Annotated in this window: 21 protein-coding genes; 12 read left to right on the top strand and 9 right to left on the bottom strand. The window is 71.6% G+C overall.

Features of this window, described 5'->3' with window-relative positions:
- Positions 1-4: 4 nt before the first annotated feature.
- Positions 5-907 carry a UTP--glucose-1-phosphate uridylyltransferase GalU gene (gene galU / locus ACZ64A_RS21930; RefSeq protein ID WP_469812327.1) on the bottom strand — a complete coding sequence of 301 codons (903 nt, stop codon included), beginning with the start codon at positions 905-907 and terminating at the stop codon, positions 5-7.
- A gap of 113 nt (positions 908-1,020) precedes the next feature.
- Here galU and ACZ64A_RS21925 point away from each other — a divergent pair, with 113 nt between their 5' ends.
- The gene (locus ACZ64A_RS21925) at positions 1,021-1,620 is read left to right on the top strand and encodes a 5-formyltetrahydrofolate cyclo-ligase (protein WP_469812591.1); all 600 of its coding nucleotides are present in this window, start codon (positions 1,021-1,023) and stop codon (positions 1,618-1,620) included.
- A 110-nt stretch (positions 1,621-1,730) separates the two neighbouring features.
- Here ACZ64A_RS21925 and ACZ64A_RS21920 read toward each other — a convergent pair whose 3' ends face one another.
- The gene (locus ACZ64A_RS21920; RefSeq protein ID WP_469812325.1) at positions 1,731-4,565 is read right to left on the bottom strand and encodes a penicillin acylase family protein; all 2,835 of its coding nucleotides are present in this window, start codon (positions 4,563-4,565) and stop codon (positions 1,731-1,733) included.
- A gap of 213 nt (positions 4,566-4,778) precedes the next feature.
- On the opposite strand from ACZ64A_RS21920, the gene ACZ64A_RS21915 reads away from it, so the two are divergent.
- The 6 genes from ACZ64A_RS21915 to mscL all read left to right on the top strand — a co-directional run bounded on the left by ACZ64A_RS21915 (position 4,779) and on the right by mscL (position 10,685).
- A complete protein-coding gene (locus ACZ64A_RS21915; RefSeq protein ID WP_469812590.1) occupies positions 4,779-6,278 on the top strand; it encodes a potassium/proton antiporter in 1,500 nt (499 codons plus the stop codon).
- Positions 6,279-6,640: 362 nt separating this feature from the next.
- Positions 6,641-7,933 (top strand): MFS transporter, encoded by a 1,293-nt coding sequence (locus ACZ64A_RS21910; RefSeq protein WP_469812324.1) that lies wholly within the window; start codon positions 6,641-6,643, stop codon positions 7,931-7,933.
- A 67-nt stretch (positions 7,934-8,000) separates the two neighbouring features.
- Positions 8,001-8,324 (top strand): FmdB family zinc ribbon protein, encoded by a 324-nt coding sequence (locus ACZ64A_RS21905; protein ID WP_469812322.1) that lies wholly within the window; start codon positions 8,001-8,003, stop codon positions 8,322-8,324.
- An 89-nt stretch (positions 8,325-8,413) separates the two neighbouring features.
- The gene (locus tag ACZ64A_RS21900) at positions 8,414-9,256 is read left to right on the top strand and encodes an S-methyl-5'-thioadenosine phosphorylase (protein WP_469812320.1); all 843 of its coding nucleotides are present in this window, start codon (positions 8,414-8,416) and stop codon (positions 9,254-9,256) included.
- Between the two features lie 280 nt (positions 9,257-9,536).
- The gene (locus ACZ64A_RS21895) at positions 9,537-10,088 is read left to right on the top strand and encodes a hypothetical protein (RefSeq protein ID WP_469812318.1); all 552 of its coding nucleotides are present in this window, start codon (positions 9,537-9,539) and stop codon (positions 10,086-10,088) included.
- Positions 10,089-10,229: 141 nt separating this feature from the next.
- Positions 10,230-10,685, top strand: coding sequence for a large conductance mechanosensitive channel protein MscL (gene mscL / locus ACZ64A_RS21890; protein ID WP_361628218.1), 456 nt, complete (start codon positions 10,230-10,232; stop codon positions 10,683-10,685).
- Between the two features lie 77 nt (positions 10,686-10,762).
- On the opposite strand, the gene ACZ64A_RS21885 is transcribed toward mscL, so the two are convergent.
- A complete protein-coding gene (locus ACZ64A_RS21885) occupies positions 10,763-10,945 on the bottom strand; it encodes a hypothetical protein (RefSeq protein ID WP_469812317.1) in 183 nt (60 codons plus the stop codon).
- A gap of 66 nt (positions 10,946-11,011) precedes the next feature.
- Between ACZ64A_RS21885 and ACZ64A_RS21880 the strand changes: the two genes are divergently transcribed.
- From ACZ64A_RS21880 to ACZ64A_RS21865, 4 genes are all read left to right on the top strand, one after another.
- Entirely contained in the window at positions 11,012-12,217 is a 1,206-nt protein-coding gene (locus tag ACZ64A_RS21880; RefSeq protein ID WP_469812316.1) for a low temperature requirement protein A, read from the top strand.
- A gap of 189 nt (positions 12,218-12,406) precedes the next feature.
- Positions 12,407-13,438, top strand: a complete 1,032-nt coding sequence (locus ACZ64A_RS21875) for a P1 family peptidase (RefSeq protein WP_469812315.1) — start codon at positions 12,407-12,409, stop codon at positions 13,436-13,438.
- 694 nt (positions 13,439-14,132) lie between these two features.
- The gene (locus ACZ64A_RS21870; RefSeq protein ID WP_469812313.1) at positions 14,133-15,353 is read left to right on the top strand and encodes a L,D-transpeptidase; all 1,221 of its coding nucleotides are present in this window, start codon (positions 14,133-14,135) and stop codon (positions 15,351-15,353) included.
- Between the two features lie 176 nt (positions 15,354-15,529).
- The gene (locus ACZ64A_RS21865) at positions 15,530-16,270 is read left to right on the top strand and encodes a DUF6227 family protein (protein WP_469812311.1); all 741 of its coding nucleotides are present in this window, start codon (positions 15,530-15,532) and stop codon (positions 16,268-16,270) included.
- Between the two features lie 10 nt (positions 16,271-16,280).
- On the opposite strand, the gene ACZ64A_RS21860 is transcribed toward ACZ64A_RS21865, so the two are convergent.
- From ACZ64A_RS21860 to ACZ64A_RS21840, 5 genes are all read right to left on the bottom strand, one after another.
- Complete coding sequence (locus ACZ64A_RS21860; protein WP_469812309.1) at positions 16,281-16,541, bottom strand: hypothetical protein; 261 nt, start codon at positions 16,539-16,541, stop codon at positions 16,281-16,283.
- 129 nt (positions 16,542-16,670) lie between these two features.
- The gene (locus ACZ64A_RS21855) at positions 16,671-18,722 is read right to left on the bottom strand and encodes a PTS fructose transporter subunit IIABC (RefSeq protein WP_469812307.1); all 2,052 of its coding nucleotides are present in this window, start codon (positions 18,720-18,722) and stop codon (positions 16,671-16,673) included.
- Between the two features lie 153 nt (positions 18,723-18,875).
- A complete protein-coding gene (pfkB, locus tag ACZ64A_RS21850; RefSeq protein ID WP_469812305.1) occupies positions 18,876-19,823 on the bottom strand; it encodes a 1-phosphofructokinase in 948 nt (315 codons plus the stop codon).
- On the bottom strand, positions 19,820-20,581 hold the full coding sequence (locus ACZ64A_RS21845; protein WP_469812304.1) for a DeoR/GlpR family DNA-binding transcription regulator: 762 nt from the start codon (positions 20,579-20,581) through the stop codon (positions 19,820-19,822). The genes pfkB and ACZ64A_RS21845 overlap by 4 nt, the downstream gene beginning before the upstream one ends.
- Positions 20,582-20,767: 186 nt before the next feature.
- Complete coding sequence (locus tag ACZ64A_RS21840; RefSeq protein WP_469812302.1) at positions 20,768-22,294, bottom strand: MFS transporter; 1,527 nt, start codon at positions 22,292-22,294, stop codon at positions 20,768-20,770.
- Between the two features lie 62 nt (positions 22,295-22,356).
- On the opposite strand from ACZ64A_RS21840, the gene ACZ64A_RS21835 reads away from it, so the two are divergent.
- Entirely contained in the window at positions 22,357-23,340 is a 984-nt protein-coding gene (locus tag ACZ64A_RS21835) for a helix-turn-helix transcriptional regulator (RefSeq protein WP_469812300.1), read from the top strand.
- Between the two features lie 414 nt (positions 23,341-23,754).
- On the opposite strand, the gene ACZ64A_RS21830 is transcribed toward ACZ64A_RS21835, so the two are convergent.
- Positions 23,755-24,750, bottom strand: a complete 996-nt coding sequence (locus tag ACZ64A_RS21830; protein ID WP_469812298.1) for a sigma-70 family RNA polymerase sigma factor — start codon at positions 24,748-24,750, stop codon at positions 23,755-23,757.
- Positions 24,751-24,777 lie beyond the last annotated feature (27 nt).

Here is a 24,777-nt window from a genome sequence, read left to right as displayed (position 1 = left end):
GTGGCTACATCTCCTCGGTGACGTAACTGCGGAGCCAGGTCCGGAAGTCCGGGCCCAGGTCCTCACGTTCGCACGCCAGTCTGACAATGGCCCGCAGGAAGTCGCCGCGGTCGCCGGTGTCGTAGCGGCGGCCCTTGAAGACGACGCCGTGCACGGGGCCGGCGGCCTTCTCGTCCTCGGCGAGCTGCTGGAGGGCGTCGGTGAGCTGGATCTCGCCGCCGCGGCCCGGCTCGGTCTTGCGGAGTATGTCGAAGATGCCGGGGTCGAGGACGTAGCGGCCGATGATCGCGTAGTTCGACGGGGCGTCGGCCGGGTCGGGCTTCTCGACCAGGCCGGTCACCTTGACGACGTCGCCGTCCTCGGTGGACTCGACGGCGGCGCAGCCGTAGAGGTGGACCTGCTCGGGCGCGACCTCCATGAGGGCGATCACGCTGCCGCCGCGCTGCTCCTGGACCTCGATCATCCGCTGCAGCAGCGGGTCGCGCGGGTCGATCAGGTCGTCGCCGAGGAGCACGGCGAACGGCTCGTGACCGACGTGCGGGGCCGCGCACAGCACGGCGTGACCGAGACCCTTGGGGTCGCCCTGACGCACGTAGTGCATCGTGGCGAGATCCTGGGACTCCTGCACCTTGGCGAGCCGGTCCGTGTCGCCCTTCGCGGCGAGCGCGGACTCCAGCTCGTAGTTGCGGTCGAAATGGTCCTCGAGCGGGCGCTTGTTACGGCCCGTGATCATCAGGACGTCGTCGAGGCCCGCGGTGACGGCCTCCTCGACCACATACTGGATCGCCGGCTTGTCGACCACCGGCAGCATCTCCTTGGGCGTGGCCTTGGTGGCCGGCAGAAACCGGGTCCCGAGGCCTGCCGCCGGGATGACAGCCTTGTTGATCCTGGGGTGCGACTGGGTCATGCCCGCCACCTTAACCGGTGTGTGAGGGGCGGCCCGCGACTCCCGGACATCGACGCTCATATGAGCACACAAGAACGGTACGGGAGCGACAAGTGGGCGAAATCGGGCCGGTCATGGAGCCGGACAAGCGGGCCGTTCGACGGCGTTTCCTGGCGGCGCGGAACGCCCTGACCCCGGCCGATGTGACAAATGCCGCGTCCGCCCTCGCCGAACGCGCGCTGGAGCTGCCGGAGCTGGCGCACGCGCGCACGGTCGCGGCGTACGTCTCCGTGGGCAGTGAACCCGGCACCCTCGCGCTGCTCGACGCGCTGCGCGCGCGGGGCGTGCGCGTGCTGCTCCCCGTCCTGCTCGACGACAACGACCTGGACTGGGGCGAGTACACCGGCGAGGACTCCCTGGTGCGCGTGCAACATGGCGGAAAGATGGCCCTGTTGGAACCCGCAGGTGAGCGGCTCGGCCCGCAGGCCGTGACCGGCGCCGACGTCGTCCTGCTGCCGGGGCTCGCGGTCGACGCGCGCGGGATGCGCCTGGGACGCGGCGGCGGCTCCTACGACCGGGTGCTCGCCCGGCTGGAGCGCACGGGCGCGCGGCCCGCGCTGGTGGTGCTCCTGTACGCCACGGAGGTCGTCGCGCGCGTGCCCGAGGAGCCGCACGACCGGCCGGTGCACGCGGTGGTGACCCCGTCCGGGGTGCGCCGCTTCTCCGCGCCCTGAGCCGCTCGCGGCCCGAAGGGCCGGCCCGGGGACGCGAAGGGCCCTCCACGCGCGTGGAGGGCCCTTCGCTTGTGAATCTTGCGATCCTTGCGTTCCTTGCGATCAGCCGGTCACGGCTTCAGGACGAGCGTGTCACTGGTGCTCTGGTCGACCGCGTTCGGCGAGAACGACCACGGCAGCAGTTCGCCCTTGGCCCACTTGTCCGTCTGGTCGGTGTAGTGGGCGCTGTAGGCGTGGCCGGAGGCGCCGGACAGGTTGATCCACTTCGACTTGTCGAGGTTGTCGAGGTTGACCACCATCCGCATCGACGGCACCCAGACGACGCCGTAGCCGCCGGCGGCGTTCCAGCCGGTGGCGTTGACCGCCGCCTCGCCGCCGCCGAGCTTCCACGGGCCGCGGTTGAGGACGTACTTGAGGACGCCGGGGCCCTCGGTGCCGAGCGTCTGGTTCTTCAGGAACAGGCGGTGCAGCCGGCCCCAGCTCCAGGTGTCGATGTCCTTGCCGAGCTTGGCGGTCAGCTCCCAGCGGGCGTCGATCATGGCCCGCTTGAACAGCTCGTCGCGGTTGTGCGCCGCGGGGCGCGTGCCCGACCTCGGCGCCTTCCACCAGTCGCTGTCCGGCTTGTCCATCAGGGTGCGCACGACCTCGAACCAGCGGTCGCCGCCGTCGGGCTGCGCCTGGTCGGCGTCGCGCTGACCGCACTCGCGCACCTTCGAGGTGTCGTCGGCGGGTCCGGTGGTGTTCACCGGGTCCACCCACAGGCACTGGCCCTCGACCCGCAGCTCCTTGGGCAGCTTGTTGCCGAAGGCCAGCTTCAGGACGTTGCGCCACACGGCGTTGAAGTACGCGGCGGCCGCCGAGTCGGCGTCCTGGGTGTAGTCCCAGCCCTCGAGCAGTTCCTGCGCCTGGCGGACGTCCTTGTCGCCGACGTCGATCTTCAGCAGCGTCGGCACGAGCAGCTTGGCGATCTCGCTGCTGTTGTCCAGCTGCATCTGACGCATGTCGTCGGTGGAGATCTTGCCGCCGCCCTTGATCTTGGACTCGATCAGGTCGGCGATGCGCTGGCTGCGGGTGCCGTAGCCCCAGTCGGTGGTCAGCGTGTAGGGGTACTTGTCCGCCTCGACCACGGCCTGGTTGGCGGTGACGACGTAGCCGCGCTCCGGGTTGTACTCGTAGGGCAGCTTGTCGAAGTCGATGTACCCGGTCCAGCGGTACTTCGGGTCCCAGCCCGGCGCGGGGAGCGAGCCGTCACCCTTGCCGCGGGTGGGGATCTTGCCGGGGAGCTGGTAGCCGATGTCGCCCTTGGCGCCCTTGCTGTCGGCGTAGATCAGGTTCTGCGACGGCACGTCGAAGAGCTTGGCCGCGTCGCGGAAGTCCTTCCAGCCCGTCGCCCGGTCCATCGCGAACACGGCGTCCAGGGAGGTGCCGGGCTGCAGGGCGGTCCACTTCAGGGCGATGGCGTAACCGTCGCCGCGGTCGGGGGCCGCGGTGTCGACGGTGGCCTTCTTGCCGACGTTGACCAGTTCGTCGTCGCGGTCGGACAGCAGGGGCATGCCGTCCTGGGTCTGGCGGACGACGATCTTCTTGGTCTCGCCGCCGGCGACCTTGATGCTCTCCTCGCGCGTGACGAACGGCCTGACCTTGCCGCCGTACAGATAGCCGTCGCCGGTGACCTTCTCCAGGTACAGGTCGGTGACGTCGACGCCGGAGTTGGTCATGCCCCAGGCGATGTCCTTGTTGTGGCCGATGACCACGCCGGGCATGCCCGCGAAGGTGTAGCCGGTGACGTCGTACTGGCAGGCGCTGGAGACGCTGCGGCAGTGCAGGCCCATCTGGTACCAGACGGACGGCAGCGAGGCCGACAGGTGCGGGTCGTTGGCGAGCAGCGGCTTGCCGGTGATGGTGTGGTCGCCGCCGACGACCCAGGAGTTGGAGCCGATGCCGTTGCCGTTGACACCGACGGCCGTGGGAACGTCGTCCAGGACCTTGTACAGGCCCGCGAGCTGGCTCTGCACGCCGGCGCCGGACGAGGTGCCTGTGCCCGTGCCCCTGCCGGTGCCCGTGCCGTTGCCGGTGCCGTTCAGCGAGGTGCCCGAGCCGCTGCCGGAGCCGCTGTGGCTGCCCGAGCCGGAGCCGCTGCCCGAGCCGGAGCCGCTGCCCTGCTCGAAGGAGTGGGTCGCCTCGTCGTACCCGCCCTCCTGCACGATCGCCTTGTTGCGTTCGTAGGGGTACTGCGGGTAGAGGTCGGCGATCTGCTGGGGGCCCAGGCGGCTGGTCATCAGGGCGCGGTCGATCTCGTCCTGCATGTTGCCGCGCAGGTCCCAGGCCATCGCCTTCAGCCAGGCGACGGAGTCGACCGGCGTCCACTGCGCGGGCTTGTAGTCGTTGCTGAAGCCCAGCGCCGCGTACTCCAGGGAGATGTCCTTGCCGTCCTTGCCCGCCAGGTAGGCGTTGACGCCCTTGGCGTACGCCTGGAGGTACTTCTTCGTCGAGGCGGACAGCTTGGTGTCGTACTCCTGCTGGGCGACGCGGTCCCAGCCCAGGGTGCGCAGGAACGCGTCGTTGTCGACCTGGCTCTTGCCGAACATCTCCGACAGGCGGCCGGAGGTCATGTGCCGGCGCACGTCCATCTCGTAGAACCGGTCCTGCGCCTGGACGAAGCCCTGCGCCATGAAGAGGTCCGCGTCGGAGGAGGCGTAGATCTGCGGGATGCCGTAGCCGTCGCGTTTGACGTCGACGGGGCCCGACAGGCCCTGCAGGGTGATCGACCCCTTGGTCTGCGGGAACGACGCTCGGACGGTGCTGACGGACCAGTACCCGCCCCAGCCGATGCCGCCGATGACCGCCAGCACCAGGACGAGCACGATAAGACGGGCTTTGCGCCCCTTCTTCCTGCCGGACTTGCCGGGCTTGTGACCCGTTGTGGCGGTGGTGTTGGGGGGCATCGCTGTCCTTGCTGTCCTAACGCGAGCGGCAGGTTCGGCTGTGCTTTTAACTGAGCGCTGGAGCAACCATAGGCGCAGGGCCCGGTGGCACTTGACGCGGAGTCTGCAACCAGCCGGGGCCGACGATCGATCTTGCCTCGCCCAGCGTCAAGAAATCGTCAAGAGTTAGGTAAGGTAACGAAGTAATCGGAAGATCGCAGGAAGGACCGGCCGCTGACTGTCCACCACCTCAACCAGCTCCTGCTCGTCTGCTCGCTCGTCCTGCTCGTCGCCGTGGCAGCAGTCCGGATCTCCTCGCGAAGCGGACTGCCGAGCCTGCTCGTCTACCTGGGCATCGGCATCCTCATGGGCCAGGACGGCATCGGGCACATCCACTTCAACAGCGCCGCGCTGACCCAGGTCATCGGGTACGCCGCCCTGGTCGTGATCCTCGCCGAGGGCGGACTCGGCACGAAGTGGAAGGAGATCAAACCGGTCCTGCCGGCCGCTTCCGTGCTGGCGCTGGCCGGGGTCGCGGTGAGCGTGGGCGTGACGGCCGCGGGCGCGCACTACCTCGTCGGCCTGGAGTGGCGGCAGGCACTGATCATCGGTGCGGTGGTGTCCTCGACGGACGCGGCGGCGGTGTTCTCCGTGCTGCGCAGGATCCCGCTGCCCGCGCGCGTCACGGGCATGCTGGAGGCGGAGTCCGGATTCAACGACGCGCCCGTCGTCATCCTGGTCGTCGCCTTCTCCACGGCCGGACCGGTCGAGCACTGGTACGTCCTGGTGGGCGAGATAGCCCTCGAGCTGGCCATCGGCGCGGCCGTCGGACTGGCGGTCGGCTGGATCGGCGCCTGGGGGCTGCGGCACGTCGCCCTGCCCGCATCCGGTCTCTACCCGATCGCCGTGATGGCCATCGCCGTCTCCGCCTACGCGGCCGGCGCCCTCGCCCACGGCAGCGGCTTCCTCGCCGTCTACCTCGCCTCGATGCTGCTGGGCAACGCCAAGCTGCCGCACTGGCCCGCCACCCGCGGCTTCGCCGAGGGGCTCGGCTGGATCGCGCAGATCGGCATGTTCGTCCTGCTCGGCCTGCTGGTCAGCCCGCACGAGCTGGGCGACGACGTGTGGCCCGCGCTGGTCATCGGGATGGTGCTGACCATGCTGGCGCGCCCCCTGAGCGTGGTGCTGTGCCTCACACCGTTCCGGGTGCCCTGGCGGGAGCAGACGCTGATGTCGTGGGCCGGACTGCGCGGCGCCGTGCCCATCATCCTGGCGACGATCCCGATGGTGAACGGTGTCGTCGGCAGCCGCCGCGTCTTCAACATCGTCTTCGTCCTGGTCGTCGTCTACACCCTGCTCCAGGGCCCGACCCTGCCCTGGCTCGCCCGTCTGCTGCGCCTGGGCGACCGCACGGAGACCGCCGACCTCGGCATCGAGTCCGCACCGCTGGAGCGGCTGCGCGGCCACCTGCTCTCCGTGAACATCCCCGAAGGCTCCAAGATGCACGGCGTCGAGGTCAACGAGCTGCGCCTGCCGCCGGGCGCGGCGGTCACCCTCGTGGTGCGCGAGGGCACCTCCTTCGTGCCGCTGCCCACGACCGTGCTGCGCCGCGGCGACGAACTGCTCGTCGTCACCACCGACCCGGTGCGCGACGCGGCCGAGCGCCGGCTGCGCGCGGTGGCCCGGCGCGGCAAGCTGGCCGACTGGCTGGGCGCGGGGGGCGAGGAGCGGTGACGCACGTCCAGGTGACGGTTCTGCCGGCCAGGCGCCGGTTCTGCCGGCCAGGCGCCGGTTCTGCCGTCCAGCCGCCGGTTCTGCCGCACATGCGACGGTTTTGTGCCGTCCGGCCAATCACAGGTGAACACGCTGACGGTGCTCGTTTTCACAGGGCCGCCTTGCGGAAACCCTGTACGATAAAGGCGCACCCCTGATCGAACCAACTCTGCCTGACGCAGAGCTGGCGCGACCGTATGGCGGCCGAGCAGCCCCTCACCTTGGGCCCCGGCATCTACCGCAGTCCGCGCAAGAGGACAGCTCTCGGCGCACGGTGCCCTTACAAGGGCGCCGCGCTACCAGGCGGCAGAAAGGCACGGGCCGTGGCGTCCACGGTCACCTCGGAGAAGAAGAAGGCGGACACTGCCGCCCGCCCAGGCTACGGGCAGCTGCTGCGCACCCGCGGCGCATGGACCTTCCTGCTCCCCGGCTTCGCGGCACGCCAGCCGTTCGCGATGCTGACCCTCTCCATCGTGCTGCTCGTGCAGCACACCACCGGCTCCTACGGCGCGGCCGGCGCCGCGGCCGCCGTCACCGGCGTGTCGATGGCCCTGTTCGCCCCCTACAGCGGCCGCCTCGCCGACCGGTACGGCCAGCGCGCCGTCCTGCTGCCCGGCGTGATCGTGCACTCCCTGTCCGGTCTCACCTTCACCGCGCTCGCCCTCGCGCACGCCCCCCTGTGGGCGCTGTTCGTGGCGGCCGTGCCGACCGGCGCCTCGGTGCCGCAGGTCGGGCCCATGGTGCGGGCGCGCTGGGGCGTGAAGCTCAAGGGCTCCCCGCTGATGAGCACCGCCGCCGCCTTCGAGTCCGTCACCGACGAGCTGACCTTCGTGGTCGGCCCGCTGCTGGCGACCGCCCTGTGCACCGCGGTGGCGCCCGCCGCCGGCCTGGTGACCGAGGCCGCGCTGACCCTGATCGGCGGCCTGCTGTTCGCCGCGCAGAAGAGCACCCAACCCCAGGTCCACACCGGCGGCGAGCACACGCGCGTGCAGCACGCCTCCGCGCTGCGCGTGCCCGGCGTACGGGTGCTGATCGTGACGTTCCTGGGCATCGGTTCCGTCTTCGGCGGCATGCAGGTCTCGCTGGCCGCGTTCACCGAGTCGATCGGCGAGCCCGGCCTGAACGGCGTGCTCTACGGCGTCTTCGCCGCGGGCAACATGATCTCCGGCGTCGTCTGCGGCGCCATCGCCTGGAAGGTCGCCCCGCAGCGACGCCTGGTCGTCGGCTACACCGCCCTCGCGCTGGCCGCGTCCGCGCTGTGGACCGCCCACTCGGTGCTCCTGCTCGCCGCGCTCGGCCTGCTGGTCGGCATGTGCATCGCGCCCGCGCTGATCACCGGCTACACCCTGGTCGAGGGCCTGGTCCCGGCCGGGGCGCGCACCGAGGCGTTCACCTGGCTGACCGGCGCGGTCGCCCTCGGCCAGGCCGCGGCGGTCACGGTCGCCGGTCAGCTGGAGGACCACTTCTGGGGCGGCGCCGGATTCCTGGTGCCGATGGGCGGCACAGTGCTCGCCCTGGTGACCCTGCTGGCGCTGCGCTCCCGGCTGGTGCCCCACCCCCGGGGCCGTACCGTCGCGCGTGGCGTGGGTCACCGCGTGCCGGTGACAGTGGACTGACGCCGGGGAATACGTCACTATGGTTCGTCGTTAGCACTCATCGAGTGAGAGTGCCAGGAGGAAGACAGTGCCCACCTACCAGTACCAGTGCACCGCGTGCGGCGAGGGCCTCGAGGCGGTGCAGAAGTTCACCGACGACGCCCTGACCGAGTGCCCCAACTGCCAGGGCCGCCTCAAGAAGGTGTTCTCCGCGGTCGGCATCGTCTTCAAGGGCTCCGGCTTCTACCGCAACGACAGCCGCGGCTCCTCGTCGAGCAGCTCGCCGGCCTCGTCGAAGCCGTCGTCCTCGTCCTCCACGACGACCTCCTCCTCGTCCTCCTCGGACTCGGGCTCGGGCTCCTCGTCGAGCTCCTCCAGCGGCTCTTCGAGCAGCAGCACGACCGCCGCCTGAGGACCGCCGCTCCACCGTCTTCCCGCAGGACCCCGCCGTCGGCCGACGGCGGGGTCCTCGGCATGTACGCCGCCGGTTAGGGTGCGGGCATGGCGAACAAGGCGAACGCAGAGATCGGCGTGATCGGCGGCTCCGGTTTCTACTCGTTCCTGGACGACGTGACCGAGGTGCAGGTCGACACCCCCTACGGTCCGCCCAGCGACTCCCTCTTCCTCGGTGAGATCGCCGGCCGCCGGGTGGCGTTCCTGCCCCGGCACGGGCGCGGCCACCACCTGCCGCCGCACCGCATCAACTACCGCGCCAACCTGTGGGCGCTGCGCTCGGCGGGCGTACGCCAGATCCTCGGCCCGTGCGCCGTGGGCGGGCTGCGCCCCGAGTACGGTCCGGGCACGCTGCTGGTGCCGGACCAGCTCGTGGACCGTACGAAGTCCCGGCTGAACTCCTACTTCGACGGGCTGCCCCTGCCCGACGGCACCGTGCCGAACGTCGTGCACGTGTCGCTGGCCGATCCCTACTGCCCCGTCGGGCGCACGGTCGCGCTGAAGGCGGCTCGGGGGCGCGAGTGGGAGGCGGTGGACGGCGGGACGCTCGTCGTGGTCGAGGGGCCGCGCTTCTCGACGCGAGCGGAATCGTTGTGGCACCAGGCGCAGGGCTGGTCGGTGGTCGGCATGACCGGTCACCCGGAGGCGGCGCTCGCCCGCGAGCTGGAACTCTGCTACACCTCCCTCACCCTGGTCACCGACCTGGACGCCGGCGCCGAGACCGGCGAGGGCGTCTCCCACGACGAGGTGCTGCGGGTGTTCGCGGCCAACGTGGACCGGATGCGGGGGGTGCTCTTCGACGCGGTGGCCGCGCTCCCGGCGAACGAGGAGCGGGACTGCCTGTGCACGTCGGCGCTCGGGGGGATGGACCCGGGGTTCGTACTGCCCTGACGGGGGTGGCCGGGGGGCGGAGCGTTCCCTGCGGGTGACGGGGGTTGCCGGGTGGCGGACCGTTCCGTACGGGGTGACGGGTCGGCGGGGGGGCGGAGCGTTCCGTACCGCGGAGCGTTCCGTACGGGTGACGGGGTTTTCCACAAGCCGTGGGTTGTCCACGGGCTTCCGCGGGCTGCGGCGCCAGGGCCCATCGTGGGGTGCGCAAGCCGAAGCCCTCGCCGCAGGTGGTGGTCCTGTGTCCCTGTCCCCGTCCCCGTCCCTGTCACCGTCCGTCCCGGTGGCTTTTCCCGTCTCCGTCGTCTCCGCTCCCTCGCCGTCCTTTCCGCGTCCCCCGGGCGATGACGTGCCGCCCACGGGCGAGGTGCCGCACTTCGCGCCGGTGCGGGTGCGCGGGGTGCGGGCCCTGGCGCACCGGCTCGCCCGGCACCGCAGGCGGGCCCTCGCCGCCGGGCTGGCCGTCACCGCTGCCGCGCTGGTGACGGCAGGGCCACGGGAGGGGGAGGCCGCCGGGCCCGACCGGGTCCGCGGGCATCCGCCGGGCCGCGTGAGCAGTGAGACCGTCGCCGCGCCGGTGCGGATCGCCGACGCCGGCACGGTGCGCCTGCTGCGGCCGGGCGACCGGGTGGACGTCATCGCCGCCGAGGACGGCACGGGTGGCGGGGAGGCCCGGGTCGTGGCCCGCGGGGCCCGTGTGACCCGGCTGCCCGAGCTCACGGACGGCGGCGTCCCGGGCGGCGGCACCCTGGTCGTGCTGTCGGTGCCACGGGCCACGGCGGCGCGGCTCGTCGGGGCGAGCGCGACGGCACGGCTCGCGGTGACGGTGGGGTGAGCAGGGTGACCACGCGATGCCGGTGCGAACGTGTGTCAAGTAGCACGATCGAGTTACCGGATTGGACATGCCTCCCACGCCCTGCCGTAGGTTGCGGAGCGATTTACTCCACATGCCGTACGGACAAGGGAAGGCCTCGAGGTGAGCGAGAAGAAGGCGCCGAGCGTCTGGGAGGGCTTCAAGGCCTTCCTGATGCGCGGGAATGTCGTCGATCTGGCAGTAGCGGTGGTCATCGGCGCCGCCTTCACCAACATCGTGAACTCGGTGGTGAAGGGCGTGATCAACCCCGTGGTCGGGGCGATCGGCACGCAGAGCCTGGACAACTACAGTTCCTGCCTGACGGCGAGCTGCACGAAGGACGAGGGCATCCGCATCATGTGGGGCTCGGTCCTCGGCGCGACGTTGAACTTCCTGATCACCGCCGCGGTGGTCTACTTCCTGATGGTCCTGCCGATGGCGAAGTACCTGGCCCGCCAGGCGGACCGCAAGGCGGCCCGGGAGGGCACGAAGGAGATCGTGGAGGTCAGCGAGCTGGAGGTGCTCAAGGAGATCCGCGACACGCTGGTCGCCCAGCGCACCGCCGGGCGCGGCGAGTAGGAGCGGCGGAGGCCGGGGCGGGCACCGGGTCCGCTCGGGCTCTCCGTGGATCATCCCCTCGGGCGGCCCCCCGTGGATCAGATGTGGTGGGGCGGCTTCTCGTCCAGGAAACGCTTGAGGTCGGCGGCGCTGTCGCCGGTCGTCGCGGGGCGCTCGCCCCACCCGCCGTCGGTGTCGTCCGAGGACTGCAGCTCGATCGGGTCGTCGAAGACCAGCGCGGCCTTCGGGTCGCGCGGCTCGGGGGCGGAAGCGGTGCTCATACCTCCAGGTTACGCCGCGGCATCGGCCCGAAGATTTTCGTCCGGTTATCTGGTGTGCTGGGACACATGACGCAGAGTTCCAGCCACTCCCCCGCGCCCTCCGACGCACCCGCCCGACACCGGCCGCTGCGCAGGCTCACCGCCCGCGGCCGCGACGAGGCCCACCGCGTCGCCTCACCGCTGGAACTCCTCTTCGACCTGTGCTTCGTCGTGGCGATCGCCCAGGCCGGCGTCCAGCTGGTGCACTTCCTCGCCGACGGGCACGCGGGCCAGGGCATCCTCAACTACGCGATGGTCTTCTTCGCCATCTGGTGGGCCTGGATGAACTTCTCCTGGTTCGCCTCGGCGTACGACAACGACGACGTGCTGTACCGGGTGGTCACCCTTGTGCAGATCGCCGGTGTCCTGGTGCTCGCGGCGGGGGTCTCCAGGGCCTTCGACGAACACGACTTCCTCGTCGTCTGGCTCGGCTACGTGATCATGCGGCTGGCCCTGGTCGTGCAGTGGCTGCGCGCCGCGAGATGGGCCGAGGGCGAGGAGCGGACCGCGGCAGTGCGGTACGCCGTCGGGGTGCTGCTCTGCCAGGTCGGCTGGGTGGGGCTGATCGTGCTGCCGGAACCGGCGCGGCCCTGGCTGTTCCTGGTGATGGTGGTCGCGGAGCTGTCCGTGCCGTTGATCGCGGAGAGGTCCTTCACCACGGCCTGGCATCCCCACCACATCGCCGAGCGGTACGGACTGTTCACGATCATCGTGCTCGGCGAGACGATCGCGGCGGCCACGGTCGCGGTCAAGTCGGCCGTGGACGAGCACGACGCCCTCGGTGAGCTGCTGCCCATCGCGGCGGGCGGACTGCTGATCGTGTTCGCCGCCTGGTGGATCTACTTCGTGGTCCCCATCCACGGACACCTGCGCTCCAGCCGGCAGGCGTTCGTGTGGGGCTACGGCCACTACCTGATCTTCGCCTCCGCGGCGGCGATCGGCGCGGGTCTCGAAGTGGCCGTCGAGCAGGCGGTCGGTTCGGCGCACATCTCCGCGACGGCCGCGTCGGCGGCGGTGACCCTGCCGACGGCGCTGTACCTGCTGACCGTGTGGGCGCTGCACGCCCGTCACTTCAAGGTCGGCATCGCCCAGCAGACGGTCCTGCCGGTCACCGCGCTGCTCGTGATCTGCTGCACGTTCCTGGGCGAATGGGCGGTGCTCGCGGCGGGGATCGTGTCCGGGCTGGCGGTGGCGGTCGGGGTGACCTTGACGGCGCGGATGCGCTCCGCGTAGGGGGGTGGAGAGGCGGGGGCCGGGGCGTGGGTGCGCTCCGCGCAGGGGGTGGGTGACGGTGCGCAAGGGGGGTGGGTGACTGTGCTTGTGGCACGGGTGCGGTGCGCTCGGCGTGGGGGCAGTGCGTTCGGCACGGGGGCGGTGCGCTCGGCGCGGGGGGCGTGACACGGTTCCTTCACACTGGGGCGCATGACAGTTGACGCTCTGACGGATGTCATCGGGGTGCGGGTCGGGCACGCCACCCGCCGTGGTGACGGGTGGCTGACCGGAACCACCGTCGTCCTCGCCCCCGAGGGGGGCGCTGTGGCCGCCGTGGACGTGCGCGGGGGCGGACCCGGGACGAAGGAGACCGACGCCCTCGATCCGCGCAACCTCGTGCAGAAGGTCGAGGCCGTGGTGCTCACCGGGGGCAGCGCGTACGGGCTCGACGCGGCGTCCGGGGTGATGGCGTGGCTGGAGGAGCGGGGCCGGGGCGTGCGGGTGGGGCCGGATCCCACGCATGTCGTGCCCGTGGTGCCGGCGGCGTGCGTCTTCGACCTGGGGCGCGGCGGTGACTTCCGGGCACGGCCGGACGCGGCGACGGGACGGGCCGCGGTCGAGGCGGCGGCGGCCGGCGCGGTCGGGGCGGCTGTCGCGGAAGGGTGCGTGGGGGCCGGGACGGGGGCCGCCGTGGGGGTGCTGAAGGGCGGCGTCGGGACGGCGAGCGTGAGGCTCGACTCCGGGATCACGGTGGCGGCGTTGGTCGTGGCCAACGCGGCGGGGGCGGTGGTGGATCCGGGGACGGGGGTGCTGTACGGGGAGATGTACGCGGAGTTGTTCGGGGGGCGGCGGGTGGCGTATCCGCCGGCGGAGGTGGTCGAGGGGGCGCGGGCGCGGCTGGAAGCCCTGGCGGCTGCGCGGGTGGCTCCGCCGATGAACACCACGCTGGCCGTGGTCGCCACGGATGCGGTGCTGTCGAAGGCGCAGGCGCAGAAGGTGGCGGGGACGGCGCATGACGGGATCGCGCGGGCTGTACGGCCGGTGCATCTGCTGAACGACGGGGACAGTGTGTTCGCGTTGGCCACGGGCGCGGTTGCGCTGCCCGCGGCGGATCCGCTGGCGTTGAACGCGGTGCTCGCGGCGGGGGCGGATGTGGTGACACGGGCGATCGTGCGGGCGGTACGGGCTGCGGAGTCGGTGAGCGGGTGGCCGTCGTACGGGGAGCTGTACGGGCAGGTGTGAGTGTCGGCTGCGGGTGCGTTGTGCCTGCGGCGCTGGGTGTGTTGTCAGGTGCGGGTGGGTGGGGGTTCTCGCGCCGTTCCCCGCGCCCCTTTTGGCCTGCGGCGGCCCGTTGCGGTCGCGTCGTGGCGCGCGTCGCCTACGGCCGGTTTCTGAGTCGGGGCCGGGGTGGGGGGTGTCCGTCCTCGGTCCGGCCGGCCGTTTCCGACGCGGGTGCCGTGTCACGGTGCCGGACGCTGCGGGCGGACACCCCCCACCCCGTCCCCTCACCGCCGGACGCGGCTGCACCAACGCCGTGGCGCGCGGCGCCTGCACCGACGCGGTGGCGCGCGCAGCTGCGGCGGGTGCACCGACGGGCGGCGGCCATGCCGACATAGCTGCGGGCAGTCGTGCCGCTGGGGCGGCACGGGTGGGCGCTGGGGGTCCCCCCTGCTCGAAGAGCTTGGGGGAGGCACCCGGCCAGCGCCGGTGAGCGCACCTACCCCCGGCCAGCCCAGATGCCGGTCGCCAAGAAGCGCCGGGTGCAGCCCAATCCCTGGCCGGCCACAGCCGAGTTCAGATGGGGCCCTCGGGCCAGGGCCCCATCTTCCGCCCCCCGCAGGGGATTGTCGCAGTTCTGTCACGTGGGAACCGGAGTCGTCGGTTGATCGCTCTTTCTTCACGCCTTGGAGTGATCGATGAAAACTGGGAGCAGCCCGTGACTACGCCGGACATTGCAGCGCGGCGCGTACTGGGGGCCTGTGCCGCCCTGATGGTCGGCGCCCTGACCCTCACCGCGTGCGGCGGGAACGCCAACGCGAGCAACGACGACAAGAACGGCGGCGGCGGCGACACCAAGACCTCCGTCGCGAAGATCGCCATCTCGGCGAAGGACGGCTCGACCGGCGCCTCGATCAACAGCACCGGAGTGCAGGTCAGCGACGGCAAGCTGACGGACGTGAAGATGACGGTGGCCGGCACCGGGCAGACCGTGGCCGGTGAGATATCCGCCGACGGCAGCACCTGGAAGCCCAAGGAGCGGCTCGAGCGGGGGACGAAGTACCAGATCTCCGCGACGGCGAAGGACTCCGGCGGCCGTACGGCGGCCGCGAACTCCATCTTCACCACCGTCTCGTCGTCGAACAGCTTCATCGGGACGTACACGCCGGACGACGGCACGACCGTCGGTGTCGGGATGCCCGTGTCGTTCACCTTCGACAAGGCGATCAGCGACAAGAAGGCCGTGCAGTCGCACATCGCGGTCACCTCCAGCAGTGGCCAGCAGGTGGTCGGGCACTGGTTCGGGGAGCAGCGCCTCGACTTCCGGCCGCAGGACTACTGGAAGGCCGGCTCCAAGGTCACCATGAAGATCGACCTCGACGGGGTCCAGGGGGCCAACGGGGTCTTCGGGGTGCAGAAGAAGGTCGTCACGTTCACCGTGGGGCGGTCGCAGGTCTCCACCGTGGACGTGAACACGCAGACCATGACCGTGGTGCGGGACGGGCAGACCGTGAAGACGATCCCGATCTCGTCGGGCAGCCCGGAGCACACCACGTACAACGGGGCGATGGTGATCTCGGAGAAGTTCACGCAGACCCGGATGAACAGCCAGACGGTCGGGCTGGGCGGCGAGTACGACATCCCGGATGTGCCGCATGCGATGCGGCTGACGCAGTCGGGGACGTTCATCCACGGCAACTACTGGTACAACAAGGGCAATCCGCCCTTCGGCAGCCAGGGGACGAGCCACGGCTGTGTCGGTCTGGCCGACGAGCGGGGCGCGCAGGGGGACACTCCGGCGAAGTGGTTCTACGACCACTCGCTGATCGGTGACGTGGTGGTCGTCAAGAACTCGCCGGACAAGACCGTCTCCCCCGACAACGGGCTCAACGGCTGGGACTTGGGCTGGAGCGAGTGGGTCGCCGGGAGTGCCGCGTGATGCGGCAATAGCCGGGTGCGCAGGGGGCGTTGACTCAGGTCGGGCCGTGTGGGAACTTCCCGCACGGCCCGTGCGTTTTCCGGGCACACGTTTTCTCGGTTCCCGGACACGATGTCCGGCCGAGGGGCTACGGTATGCACCCACTGGGTGACATGCAGCAAGCGCCGGGAGACACCTTGAGCGTTCCGTACGAGACCGCGGCGTACGAACCACCCGCGTCGCCGGAGGATCATCTGGCGCGGATTCTCGGCCGCGCCCTGAACTCCTTCGAGCTGCCCGACGAGGTGATCGCGCGGCTGGACTGCGCGCTGGCGTACGACGGCTCGCTGCACTCCGCGCACCACAGCGCGGGGAGGCACCGGGAGACGTACCGGCACACCTGGCTCCTCGCCGACGGCCAGGCCCTCACCCTGTGGGAGCTGGTCCACAACACGGCCCCGGGCAGCGACCCGCAGCACGAGGTGTACGCCGACGAGGAGGAGCTGCGCGCGGCCACGGCGCGGCTGCCGCTGCCGTCGGACGGGACGGAGTTCGAGCTGCCGGTTCCGGCGCACTCCGCCCCCGTTCCCCGGCCGCGGCAGGTGTACCTCACCGACGGCTCGGCCGATCACGCGCGCCGGCTGCTGCGCCGCGCGGAGAACGCCGACCGGCCGGACGGCGAGACCGCGGCCCTGCTGGCCACGGCGCGGGGGCACCGGATCACGCAGGCGTTCGGCCGTCCGTGCCGGGCGGGCCGTATCGGGCTGAGCTTCTCGCTCTACGAGCACGCGTTCCTGCTGCGCGACGGCCGCGAGCTGGCCCTGTGGGAGGTGGAGCACACGGCGACCCCGGACGGGCGGCACATGTGCGAGGTGTACACGAGCGAGGAGGCGGCCCGGGAGGCGATGGAGCGGCGCGCCGAGCGGGTCTCCCCCTAGCGGGAGCCCTTCAGCCGGCGTCGCGGAAGCGGCGCGCCAGGCTGGCGAAGGCGTCCCGCTCCGCCGGAGTCAGCTCGACGGCCTCCACGCGGGGGCCGGTCTCGCGCGGGCCCGGCAGGGCGGAGAGGGCGACGTCCGGGGCGTAGCTCCGGATGATCGCCTCCTGGCGGAAGCGGCGCAGCATGCGGGTGATGCCGATCAGCCAGGCGACGCCGGCCAGAGCGAGGACGGCCATCCCTGCCGCCTGGAGGATCGAGGAAGGCTCGGGCATGCGTTCCAGTGAACACCACGGTCCGGGACTTTGCCCCGGACCGTGACGAATCTCGCATTGCCTTCTCTAACCTGACAGGCGCCGTGAACAACTCACAGCGCCTGAAAGGGATATATGGCCGTCTCCTGCTTACGCCGCCACCGGCTGCTTGGCGCCCGCGGCCGCCGTGCTCTCGCCGGTGCCCTGCTCCGCGGCACCGGGAGCCGGCTTGCGCAGCCCCTTGAGGACGATGACCAGGGCGGTGCTGACGCAGACGCCCGCGGCGATCGCCACCAGGTACAGCAGCGGGTTGCCGATCAGCGGGACGACGAAGATGCCGCCGTGCGGGGCGCGCAGGGTCGCGTCGAACGCCATGGACAGGGAGCCGGTGATCGCGCCGCCGACCATCGCGGAGGGGATGACCCGCAGCGGGTCGGCCGCCGCGAACGGGATGGCGCCCTCGGAGATGAAGGACAGGCCCAGCACCCAGGCGGCCTTGCCGTTCTCCCGCTCGGTCGGGGTGAAGAGCTTGCCGCGCACGGTCGTGGCCAGGGCCATCGCCAGCGGCGGGACCATGCCGGCGGCCATCACCGCGGCCATGATCTTCATCGCGGAGTCGCTGGGGCTCGCGACGGCGATACCGGCGGTGGCGAAGGTGTAGGCGACCTTGTTGACCGGACCGCCGAGGTCGAAGCACATCATCAGGCCGAGCAGCGCGCCGAGCAGGACGGCGTTGGTGCCGGTGAGGCCGTTCAGCCAGTCGGTGAGGCCCTTCTGGGCGGAGGCGATGGGTTTGCCGATCACCACGAACATCAGGAACCCGACGATCGCCGAGGAGATCAGCGGGATCACCACCACCGGCATGATGCCGCGCAGGGCCGCCGGGATGCGCACCTTCTGGATGCCCATCACGACCCCGCCGGCGATCAGGCCCGCGGCCAGGCCGCCGAGGAAGCCCGCGTTGATGGTGAGGGAGATCGCGCCGCCGACGAAGCCTGGCACCAGACCGGGACGGTCCGCCATGCCGTAGGCGATGTACCCGGCGAGGACCGGGACGAGGAAGCCGAAGGCCACACCGCCGATCTGGAACAGCAGGGCGCCCCAGCTGTCGGCCTGGGTCCAGATGAAGTGGTCCATCACCGACGGCGCCTTGTTGATCTTGTAGCCGCCGATGGCGAAGCCGAGCGCGATGAGCAGACCGCCCGCGGCGACGAACGGCACCATGTAACTGACGCCGGACATCAGCCACTTGCGGAGCTTGGTGCCGTAGCCCTCGCCCGCGTCGCCGGTGCGCTCGACCGGGGTGGAGCCCGAGGCGGGTGCCGCGGCGCTCACCTCTCCGCGCGCCGCCTTCTCCCGGACCTCGCCGATCAGTTCGGCCGGGCGGTTGATGCCGGCCTTCACGCCGACGTCGACGGTGGGCTTGCCCGCGAAGCGGTCCTTGTCGCGCACCGGCACGTCATGGGCGAAGATCACGCCGTCCGCGTCCGCGATCACCGCCGGGTCGAGCCGGGTGAAGCCGGCCGAGCCCTGGGTCTCGACGGTGAGTTCGACGCCGGCCTCGCGGCCCGCGTTCTCCAGTGACTCGGCGGCCATGTAGGTGTGCGCGATGCCGGTCGGGCAGGAGGTCACGGCGACGATCCGGAACGGGCGCTCGCCCGCCTCCGGGGTGCTGGTGTCCGTGGCGGCGCCGGCGGAGGCCGCCACCGGCGCCGCCACGGAGTTCTGGGAGGCCCGCGCGGCCTCGACGTCCGCGGGGGTGACATCCCCGCGGATCAGCGCCGCCGCCGTGCCCGCGCCGCTCACCGACCGCAGCGCGCCCGTGAACTCGGCGTTCATCAGCTGCCGGGCCAGCGACGACAGGATCGTCAGATGGGCGTCGTCGGCACCGGCCGGCGCGGCGATCAGGAAGATCAGGTCGGCCGGGCCGTCCGCGGCGCCGAAGTCGATCCCGGCGGCGCTGCGCCCGAAGGCCAGCGTCGGCTCGGTGACATGGGCGCTGCGGCAGTGCGGGATGCCGATGCCGCCGTCGAGACCGGTCGGCATCTGCGCCTCCCGTGCGGCCACGTCGGCGAGGAAGCCGTCCAGGTCGGTCACCCGGCCCAGCGCCACCATGCGCTCGGCGAGGGCGCGGGCCGCCGCTTCCTTGGTCGTGGCGGACAGGTCGAGGTCGACCAGTTCCGCGGTGATCATGTCGCTCATCGCGGGCTCCTTAGCTCGCGTATCGCCCGGTCGGTGGGATGGGCGGGAAGGGGACGGGGGTGAGGAGGGGGGAGAGGGGAGACGGGGGCGGGTGCGGCAGGCGTCAGGGGAGTAAGGAGGAGCCGCGGCGCGCGGGAGCGGTGGCGTGGGCTGTCATGGCACCGGCTCCTTGAGCGGGCGGTCCACCGGCACCCGGTCCGTGACGGTCACGGCCGCCGGGTCCAGGTCGGCCGGGGCCGGCATCACACTGCCGGGCAGGGTCACGGCGGCGGCGCCGTGGGCGACGGCGGAGGCCAGGGCGTCGGGGCCGGTGCCGCCGGCGATGAGGAAACCGGCCAGGGAGGAGTCACCGGCGCCCACGTTGCTGCGTACGGCGTCCACGCGGGCGCTGCCGAACCAGGTGCCGGAGTCGTCCACCAGCAGCTGGCCGTCGGCGCCCAGGCTCGCGAGCACCGCGCCCGCGCCCATCTCGCGCAGTTCCTCGGCCGCCTTGAGCGCGTCGCCCACCGTGGCGAGGGGGCGCCCGACCGCCTCCGCGAGTTCCTCGGCGTTGGGCTTCACCACGTCGGGCCGGGCGCGCAGCGCCTCCAGCAGGGCGCGGCCCGAGGTGTCCAGGGCGATCCGCGCACCCCCGGCGTGCGCCCGGGTGACGACATCGGCGTACCAGGAGGGGTCAAGTCCCCGGGGCAGGCTGCCGCAGCAGGCGATCCAGTCGGCGCCGCGCGAGGCCTCGCGCACGGTCTCCAGCAGCAGTTCCTGCTCGGCGCCGGTCAGATACGGGCCCGGCGCGTTGATCTTCGTCAGGACGCCGTCCGCCTCGGCGAGCGCGATGTTGGAGCGGGTGGCCCCGGCGACCGGGACCGGCGCGACCTCGATGCCCTGCGCGTGGAGCAGTTCGGCGACGAGCGCGCCCGGTGCACCGCCCAGGGGCAGCACGGCGACCGTGCGCCGGCCGGCGGCCGCGACCGCGCGGGAGACGTTCACGCCCTTGCCACCGGGGTCCGTGCGCTCGGTCTCGGCGCGGATGACACCGCCGCGCGTGAGCGCCTGGACCTCGTAGGTGCGGTCGAGGGACGGGTTGGGGGTGACGGTGAGGATCATGCGCGTACTACTTCCGTGCCGCCGCGCTCGATGACGGCGGCGTCTTCGGGGCTGAGCCCGCTGTCGGTGATCAGCAGGTCCACATCGCTCAGGTCGCCGAAGCGGGCGAAGTGCTCCTGGCCGTGCTTGGAGGAGTCGGCGAGCAGGACGACCCGGCGGGCGGCGGCGACGGCTGCGCGCTTGACCGCCGCCTCGGCGAGGTCGGGGGTGGTCAGACCGTGCTCGGCGGAGAAGCCGTTGGCGGCCACGAACAGCACGTCCGCGCGGATCTCGCCGTACGCCCGCAGCGCCCAGGCGTCCACGGCGGCCCGCGTACGGTGCCGTACCCGCCCTCCGACGAGGTGGAGCTGGATGCCCGGGTGGTCGGCGAGGCGGGCCGCGATGGGCAGCGAGTGCGTGACGACGGTGAGCGAGGACTCCAGCGGCAGCGCTGCGGCCAGCCGGGCGACCGTGGTGCCGGCGTCGAGGATCACCGTGCCCTCGATGGGCAGTTCGGCCAGGGCGGCCTTGGCGACGCGGTCCTTCTCGTCGGCGGCGGTGGACTCGCGCTCGGTGAGGTCCGGCTCGAAGTCGAGGCGCCCCACGGGGATGGCCCCGCCGTGCACGCGGCGCACCAGGCCGGCCCGGTCCAGGGCCTTCAGGTCGCGGCGGATGGTCTCCGCCGTCACCTGGAACTCCTCGGCGAGCGACACCACGTCCACCCGGCCGCCGTCCCGGGCGAGCCGGAGGATCTCCTGCTGCCGCTCCGGTGCGTACATGTCCGTTCGCCTCCGACTCATACCCGAACGTGTGGTTTCTCTCCGAGGCTACGCCCGGATTTCCAGAAAGTAAACAGGTTCGGACCCAAGCAGAAGCGAAACGGGCATGATCGGAAATCGAGGCGGAAACGGCCGGGCACGACAAGGGCCCGGCACCTCGGGTGCCGGGCCCTTGGACAGTGGTGCTCAGTGCACCAGTTCCCGCTCCTTCTCCGCCGCCGCAGTGGGCTCGTCGGCCGGCGCGCCCTCCACGTGCTGCGCCGGACGCTTCGGCAGCGCGGCCATCAGCAGGAAGATCACGGCCATCACCGCCGCCACCCAGCCCAGCGCGTGCTGGAAGGCGTGCACGAAGGCCGGGCCCACCTCGGCCGGGGTCAGCCGGTCGCCGATCTCACCGAAGAAGACCACCGAGACCAGGCCGAGCCCCAGCGCGTTGCCCATCTGCTGCACGGTGTTGATCAGCCCGGACGCCGAACCGGCGTGCTCGCGCGGCACCTGGGACAGCACCGCGTCGGTCAGCGGCGCGACGATCAGGCCCATCCCCAGGCCCATCACCACCAGCGGCAGCGCCATCTGCCAGGGGGCGATGGACAGGCCGTAGTGCCCCGCCTCCGCGAGATACAGCAGCACGCCCAGCGCCATGATCAGCGCGCCCGCCTGCAGCACCCCGCGCCCGAACCGCGGGACCAGCTTCTGCACGCTCAGCCCCGCCGCCAGGGACACCGCGATCGAGAACGGCACGCCGGTCAGGCCGGCCTTCAGCGGGCTCCAGCCAAGCCCCATCTGCATGTACAGCGTCCACACCAGGAAGAACACACCGAGGGCGATCCCGAACACCGTCTGCACGGCGATGCCCGCCGCGAAGCTCTTGATCCGGAACAGCGACAGCTCCACCAGCGGCGAGCCGTCCCGCGCCGCCTTGCGCCGCTCGTAGGCGACCATGACCCCGAAGACGACGAGCGCACCGGCCATCGAGCCGTACCCCCACAGCGGCCAGCCCAGCTCACGGCCGCGGGTGAGCGGGTAGAGCAGCATCAGCAGCCCCAGCGTCACCAGGGCCACGCCGACCAGGTCGAGCTTGAGGGCGCGCGGGGCGCGGGACTCGGTGATGAATCGGCGGCCGAGGAACCAGGCGGCCAGTCCGACCGGCAGGTTGATCAGGAAGATGGGCCGCCACTCCAGACCGAAGAGGTTCCACTCCGTCAGCAGGGCGCCCAGCAGCGGACCCGACACCGCGCCCAGCCCGATGATCGCGCCGAACAGGCCGAAGACCTTGCCGCGTTCGTGCGCCGGGAACGTGGCGTGCACGATCGACAGCACCTGGGGCACCATCAGCGCCGCCATGCCGCCCTGCAGCACCCGGGAGGCGACGAGCATCTCCGGGTTCGCGGCGAAACCGCACAGCGCGGAGGCCAGCGTGAAGCCGCCGATGCCGAGCAGGAAGACCCGCTTGCGGCCGTGGATGTCACCGAGCCGGCCGCCGGTGATGAGACCGGCCGCGAAGGCGAGCGCGTAACCGGCGGTGATCCACTGGATCTGGCTGAACGAGGCGCCGGCGTCCCGCTGGATGGACGGGATCGCGATGTTGACGATCGTCACGTCGACGAGGTCCATGAAGGCCGCGGTCATCACGATGGCCAGGGCGAACCAGCGGCGACGGTCACCGGCGGCGGGTGGTGCGGTGAGGTGCGTTTCGGTCTCGGTGGAGGTCATGCACCGAAGGTAGAGGGCCAGTAGGTCAGATCATGTCCTAGTTCTGCGGCATCCTCGACTCCATGACGACCGATACTCCGGCCCGGCTACTGCAGCTGCTCTCGCTTCTCCAGACGCCCCGCGAATGGCCCGGTGGCGAGCTCGCCGAGCGGCTCGGAGTCTCGCGTCGCACGATCCGCCGGGACGTCGACCGGCTGCGCGAACTCGGCTATCCCGTGCAGGCGAGCATGGGTGCGGACGGCGGCTACCGGCTCGTCGCGGGCAAGGCCCTGCCGCCGCTGGTGCTCGACGACGAGGAGGCGGTGGCCATCGCGGTGGGACTGCGGGCGGGCGCCGGGCACGCGGTCGAGGGCCTGGAGGAGGCGTCGGTACGGGCTTTGGCCAAGCTCGAGCAGGTGCTGCCGTCGCGGCTGCGCCACCGGGTGACCACGCTTCAGGCCGCGACCACACCGCTGACCAGCGGAGACGGGCCGAGCATCGCGCCCGAGACGCTCACCGTGATGGCGTCCACGGTGGCCGGGCGGGAGCGGCTGCGGTTCGCCTACCGGGCCGCCGACGGCACCCGGTCCCGGCGGCTGACCGAGCCGTACCGGCTGGTGTCGACGGGACGGCGGTGGTACCTCGTCGCCTACGACCTCGAACGCGAGGACTGGCGCACGTTCCGCGTGGACCGGGTGAGCGAGCCGTTCGCCACGGGCGCACGGTTCGTGCCCCGGGAGCTGCCGGAGGGCAGCGCGGCGGAGTACCTGCGCCGCTCGATGCAGCGCGGACAGGAGTCCTACGACTATGTCGTCGCGTTCGCCGAGCCGGTGGACGTGGTCGCGGCGCGGCTGCCGGGGTGGGTCGGGGCGCCGGAGCCGGAGGAGGGCGGCGGATGCGTGCTGCGCGGGCGGGGCAGCGGTCCGGTGGAGTGGCTGGCGGCCCGCCTGGCGATGCTGGGCTTCGGCTTCACGGTACGACAGCCGGCGGAACTGGTGGACGCCGTACGGGAGATGGGGGAACGACTGAGCAGGGCGGCGCAGGCGGGGGCCGGGCGCGGGGCGTGACGGCCCGTTGCCGGGCGGTGATCGGCCGTATGACAGAATCTGCCGTCCGGGCGGGTCACCCCGTGGTTCAGGTACGGGGTGGCCCGCCCTTTCGCGACTCCTGGCGCGCAAGAAGAGCCGGACTCCGGCGCCCGGGGGGGGGTGGGCGCCGAAGCCCGGCTCGGGGGAAGTCCCGGCGCCGGGGGGGATGTGCGTCGGGACGTGGTTCGGTTGGCTCGTGGGCCGGCCGCTGAAACGGTTTGCCTGGGCGGGAGTTCCGGGATCTGGATCCGAACTCCCATACCCTGAGGTGTTGTTCCCCCGGCTTTGAGGGTTGAAGCGGCGGAACAACGCCATGTTTGCGCGGTGTTCCGCCACCCGGCGCACGCGACCGCGCACACCGGCCGGCGGGAACACGCCCCTGCGGGCGCGATGTCAGGCCGCCGCGTCGAAGCCCGTGTCGCGGGCCAGCTTCTTCAGCTCCAGCAGGGCGTGCTTCTCGATCTGGCGGATGCGCTCGCGCGTCAGACCGTGCTCCTTGCCGACCTCGGTCAGCGTGCGCTCGCGCCCGTCGTCGATGCCGTACCGCATCTTGATGATGGACGCCGTGCGCTGGTCGAGGCGGCCGATCAGGTCGTCCAGCTCCTCGCTGCGCAGCAGCGTGAGCACCGACTGCTCGGGGCTCACCGCGGAGGTGTCCTCCAGCAGGTCGCCGAACTGGGTCTCGCCCTCGTCGTCCACCGACATGTTCAGCGAGACGGGGTCGCGGGCCCAGTCCAGTACGTCGATGACCCGCTCCGGCGTGGAGCCGAGCTCGGCGGCGATCTCCGTGGGCTCCGGGTCGCGCCCGTGCTCACGGTTGAACTCGCGCTGCACGCGGCGGATGCGGCCCAGCTCCTCGACCAGGTGGACGGGCAGCCGGATCGTGCGCGACTGGTCCGCTATCGAGCGGGTGATCGCCTGGCGGATCCACCACGTGGCGTACGTGGAGAACTTGAAGCCCTTGCGGTAGTCGAACTTCTCGACCGCGCGGACCAGACCGGCGTTGCCCTCCTGGATCAGGTCCAGCAGGGGCAGGCCGCTGCGCGGGTAACGGCGGGCCACGGCGACGACCAGGCGGAGGTTGGAGCGGATGAAGACGTCCTTGGCCCGCTCCCCCTGGTCGATCAGGGCCTGAAGCTCCTCACGGCTCGCGTCCGACGGGGACTCCTCGTACCCGTCGAGGATCTGCCGTGCGAAGACACCCGCCTCGATCTGCTGGGACAGCTCGACCTCCTTGGCGGCGTCGAGCAGCGGTGTCCGCGCGATCTCGTCGAGGTACATGCCGACCAGATCGCGGTCGGCGATGTCGCCGGTGGCGCGAACACTGCTTGCCGCGTCGGCCGTCTCGCCGGTGGCGGACTTACGACGGGCGACGGCACGGGTTGCCATGCGTGCTCCCTTGCGATGGTGGGTCAG

The organism is Streptomyces sp. NPDC104814, assembly GCF_055583185.1.
Note: the sequence above shows the minus strand (reverse complement) of the source record. Positions and strands in the feature narration are given on the sequence as shown.

Coding starts and splice junctions, on each gene's coding strand:
- ACZ64A_RS21860 (WP_469812309.1), bottom strand. CDS start 16,541: ATGCCCGAGCCTTCCTCGATCCTCCAGGCGGCAGGGATGGCCGTCCTC.
- pfkB (WP_469812305.1), bottom strand. CDS start 19,823: ATGATCCTCACCGTCACCCCCAACCCGTCCCTCGACCGCACCTACGAG.
- ACZ64A_RS21840 (WP_469812302.1), bottom strand. CDS start 22,294: ATGACCTCCACCGAGACCGAAACGCACCTCACCGCACCACCCGCCGCC.
- ACZ64A_RS21900 (WP_469812320.1), top strand. CDS start 8,414: ATGGCGAACAAGGCGAACGCAGAGATCGGCGTGATCGGCGGCTCCGGT.
- ACZ64A_RS21885 (WP_469812317.1), bottom strand. CDS start 10,945: ATGAGCACCGCTTCCGCCCCCGAGCCGCGCGACCCGAAGGCCGCGCTG.
- ACZ64A_RS21875 (WP_469812315.1), top strand. CDS start 12,407: ATGACAGTTGACGCTCTGACGGATGTCATCGGGGTGCGGGTCGGGCAC.
- ACZ64A_RS21920 (WP_469812325.1), bottom strand. CDS start 4,565: ATGCCCCCCAACACCACCGCCACAACGGGTCACAAGCCCGGCAAGTCC.
- ACZ64A_RS21880 (WP_469812316.1), top strand. CDS start 11,012: ATGACGCAGAGTTCCAGCCACTCCCCCGCGCCCTCCGACGCACCCGCC.
- ACZ64A_RS21845 (WP_469812304.1), bottom strand. CDS start 20,581: ATGTACGCACCGGAGCGGCAGCAGGAGATCCTCCGGCTCGCCCGGGAC.
- galU (WP_469812327.1), bottom strand. CDS start 907: ATGACCCAGTCGCACCCCAGGATCAACAAGGCTGTCATCCCGGCGGCA.
- ACZ64A_RS21925 (WP_469812591.1), top strand. CDS start 1,021: ATGGAGCCGGACAAGCGGGCCGTTCGACGGCGTTTCCTGGCGGCGCGG.
- ACZ64A_RS21855 (WP_469812307.1), bottom strand. CDS start 18,722: ATGAGCGACATGATCACCGCGGAACTGGTCGACCTCGACCTGTCCGCC.
- ACZ64A_RS21835 (WP_469812300.1), top strand. CDS start 22,357: ATGACGACCGATACTCCGGCCCGGCTACTGCAGCTGCTCTCGCTTCTC.
- ACZ64A_RS21830 (WP_469812298.1), bottom strand. CDS start 24,750: ATGGCAACCCGTGCCGTCGCCCGTCGTAAGTCCGCCACCGGCGAGACG.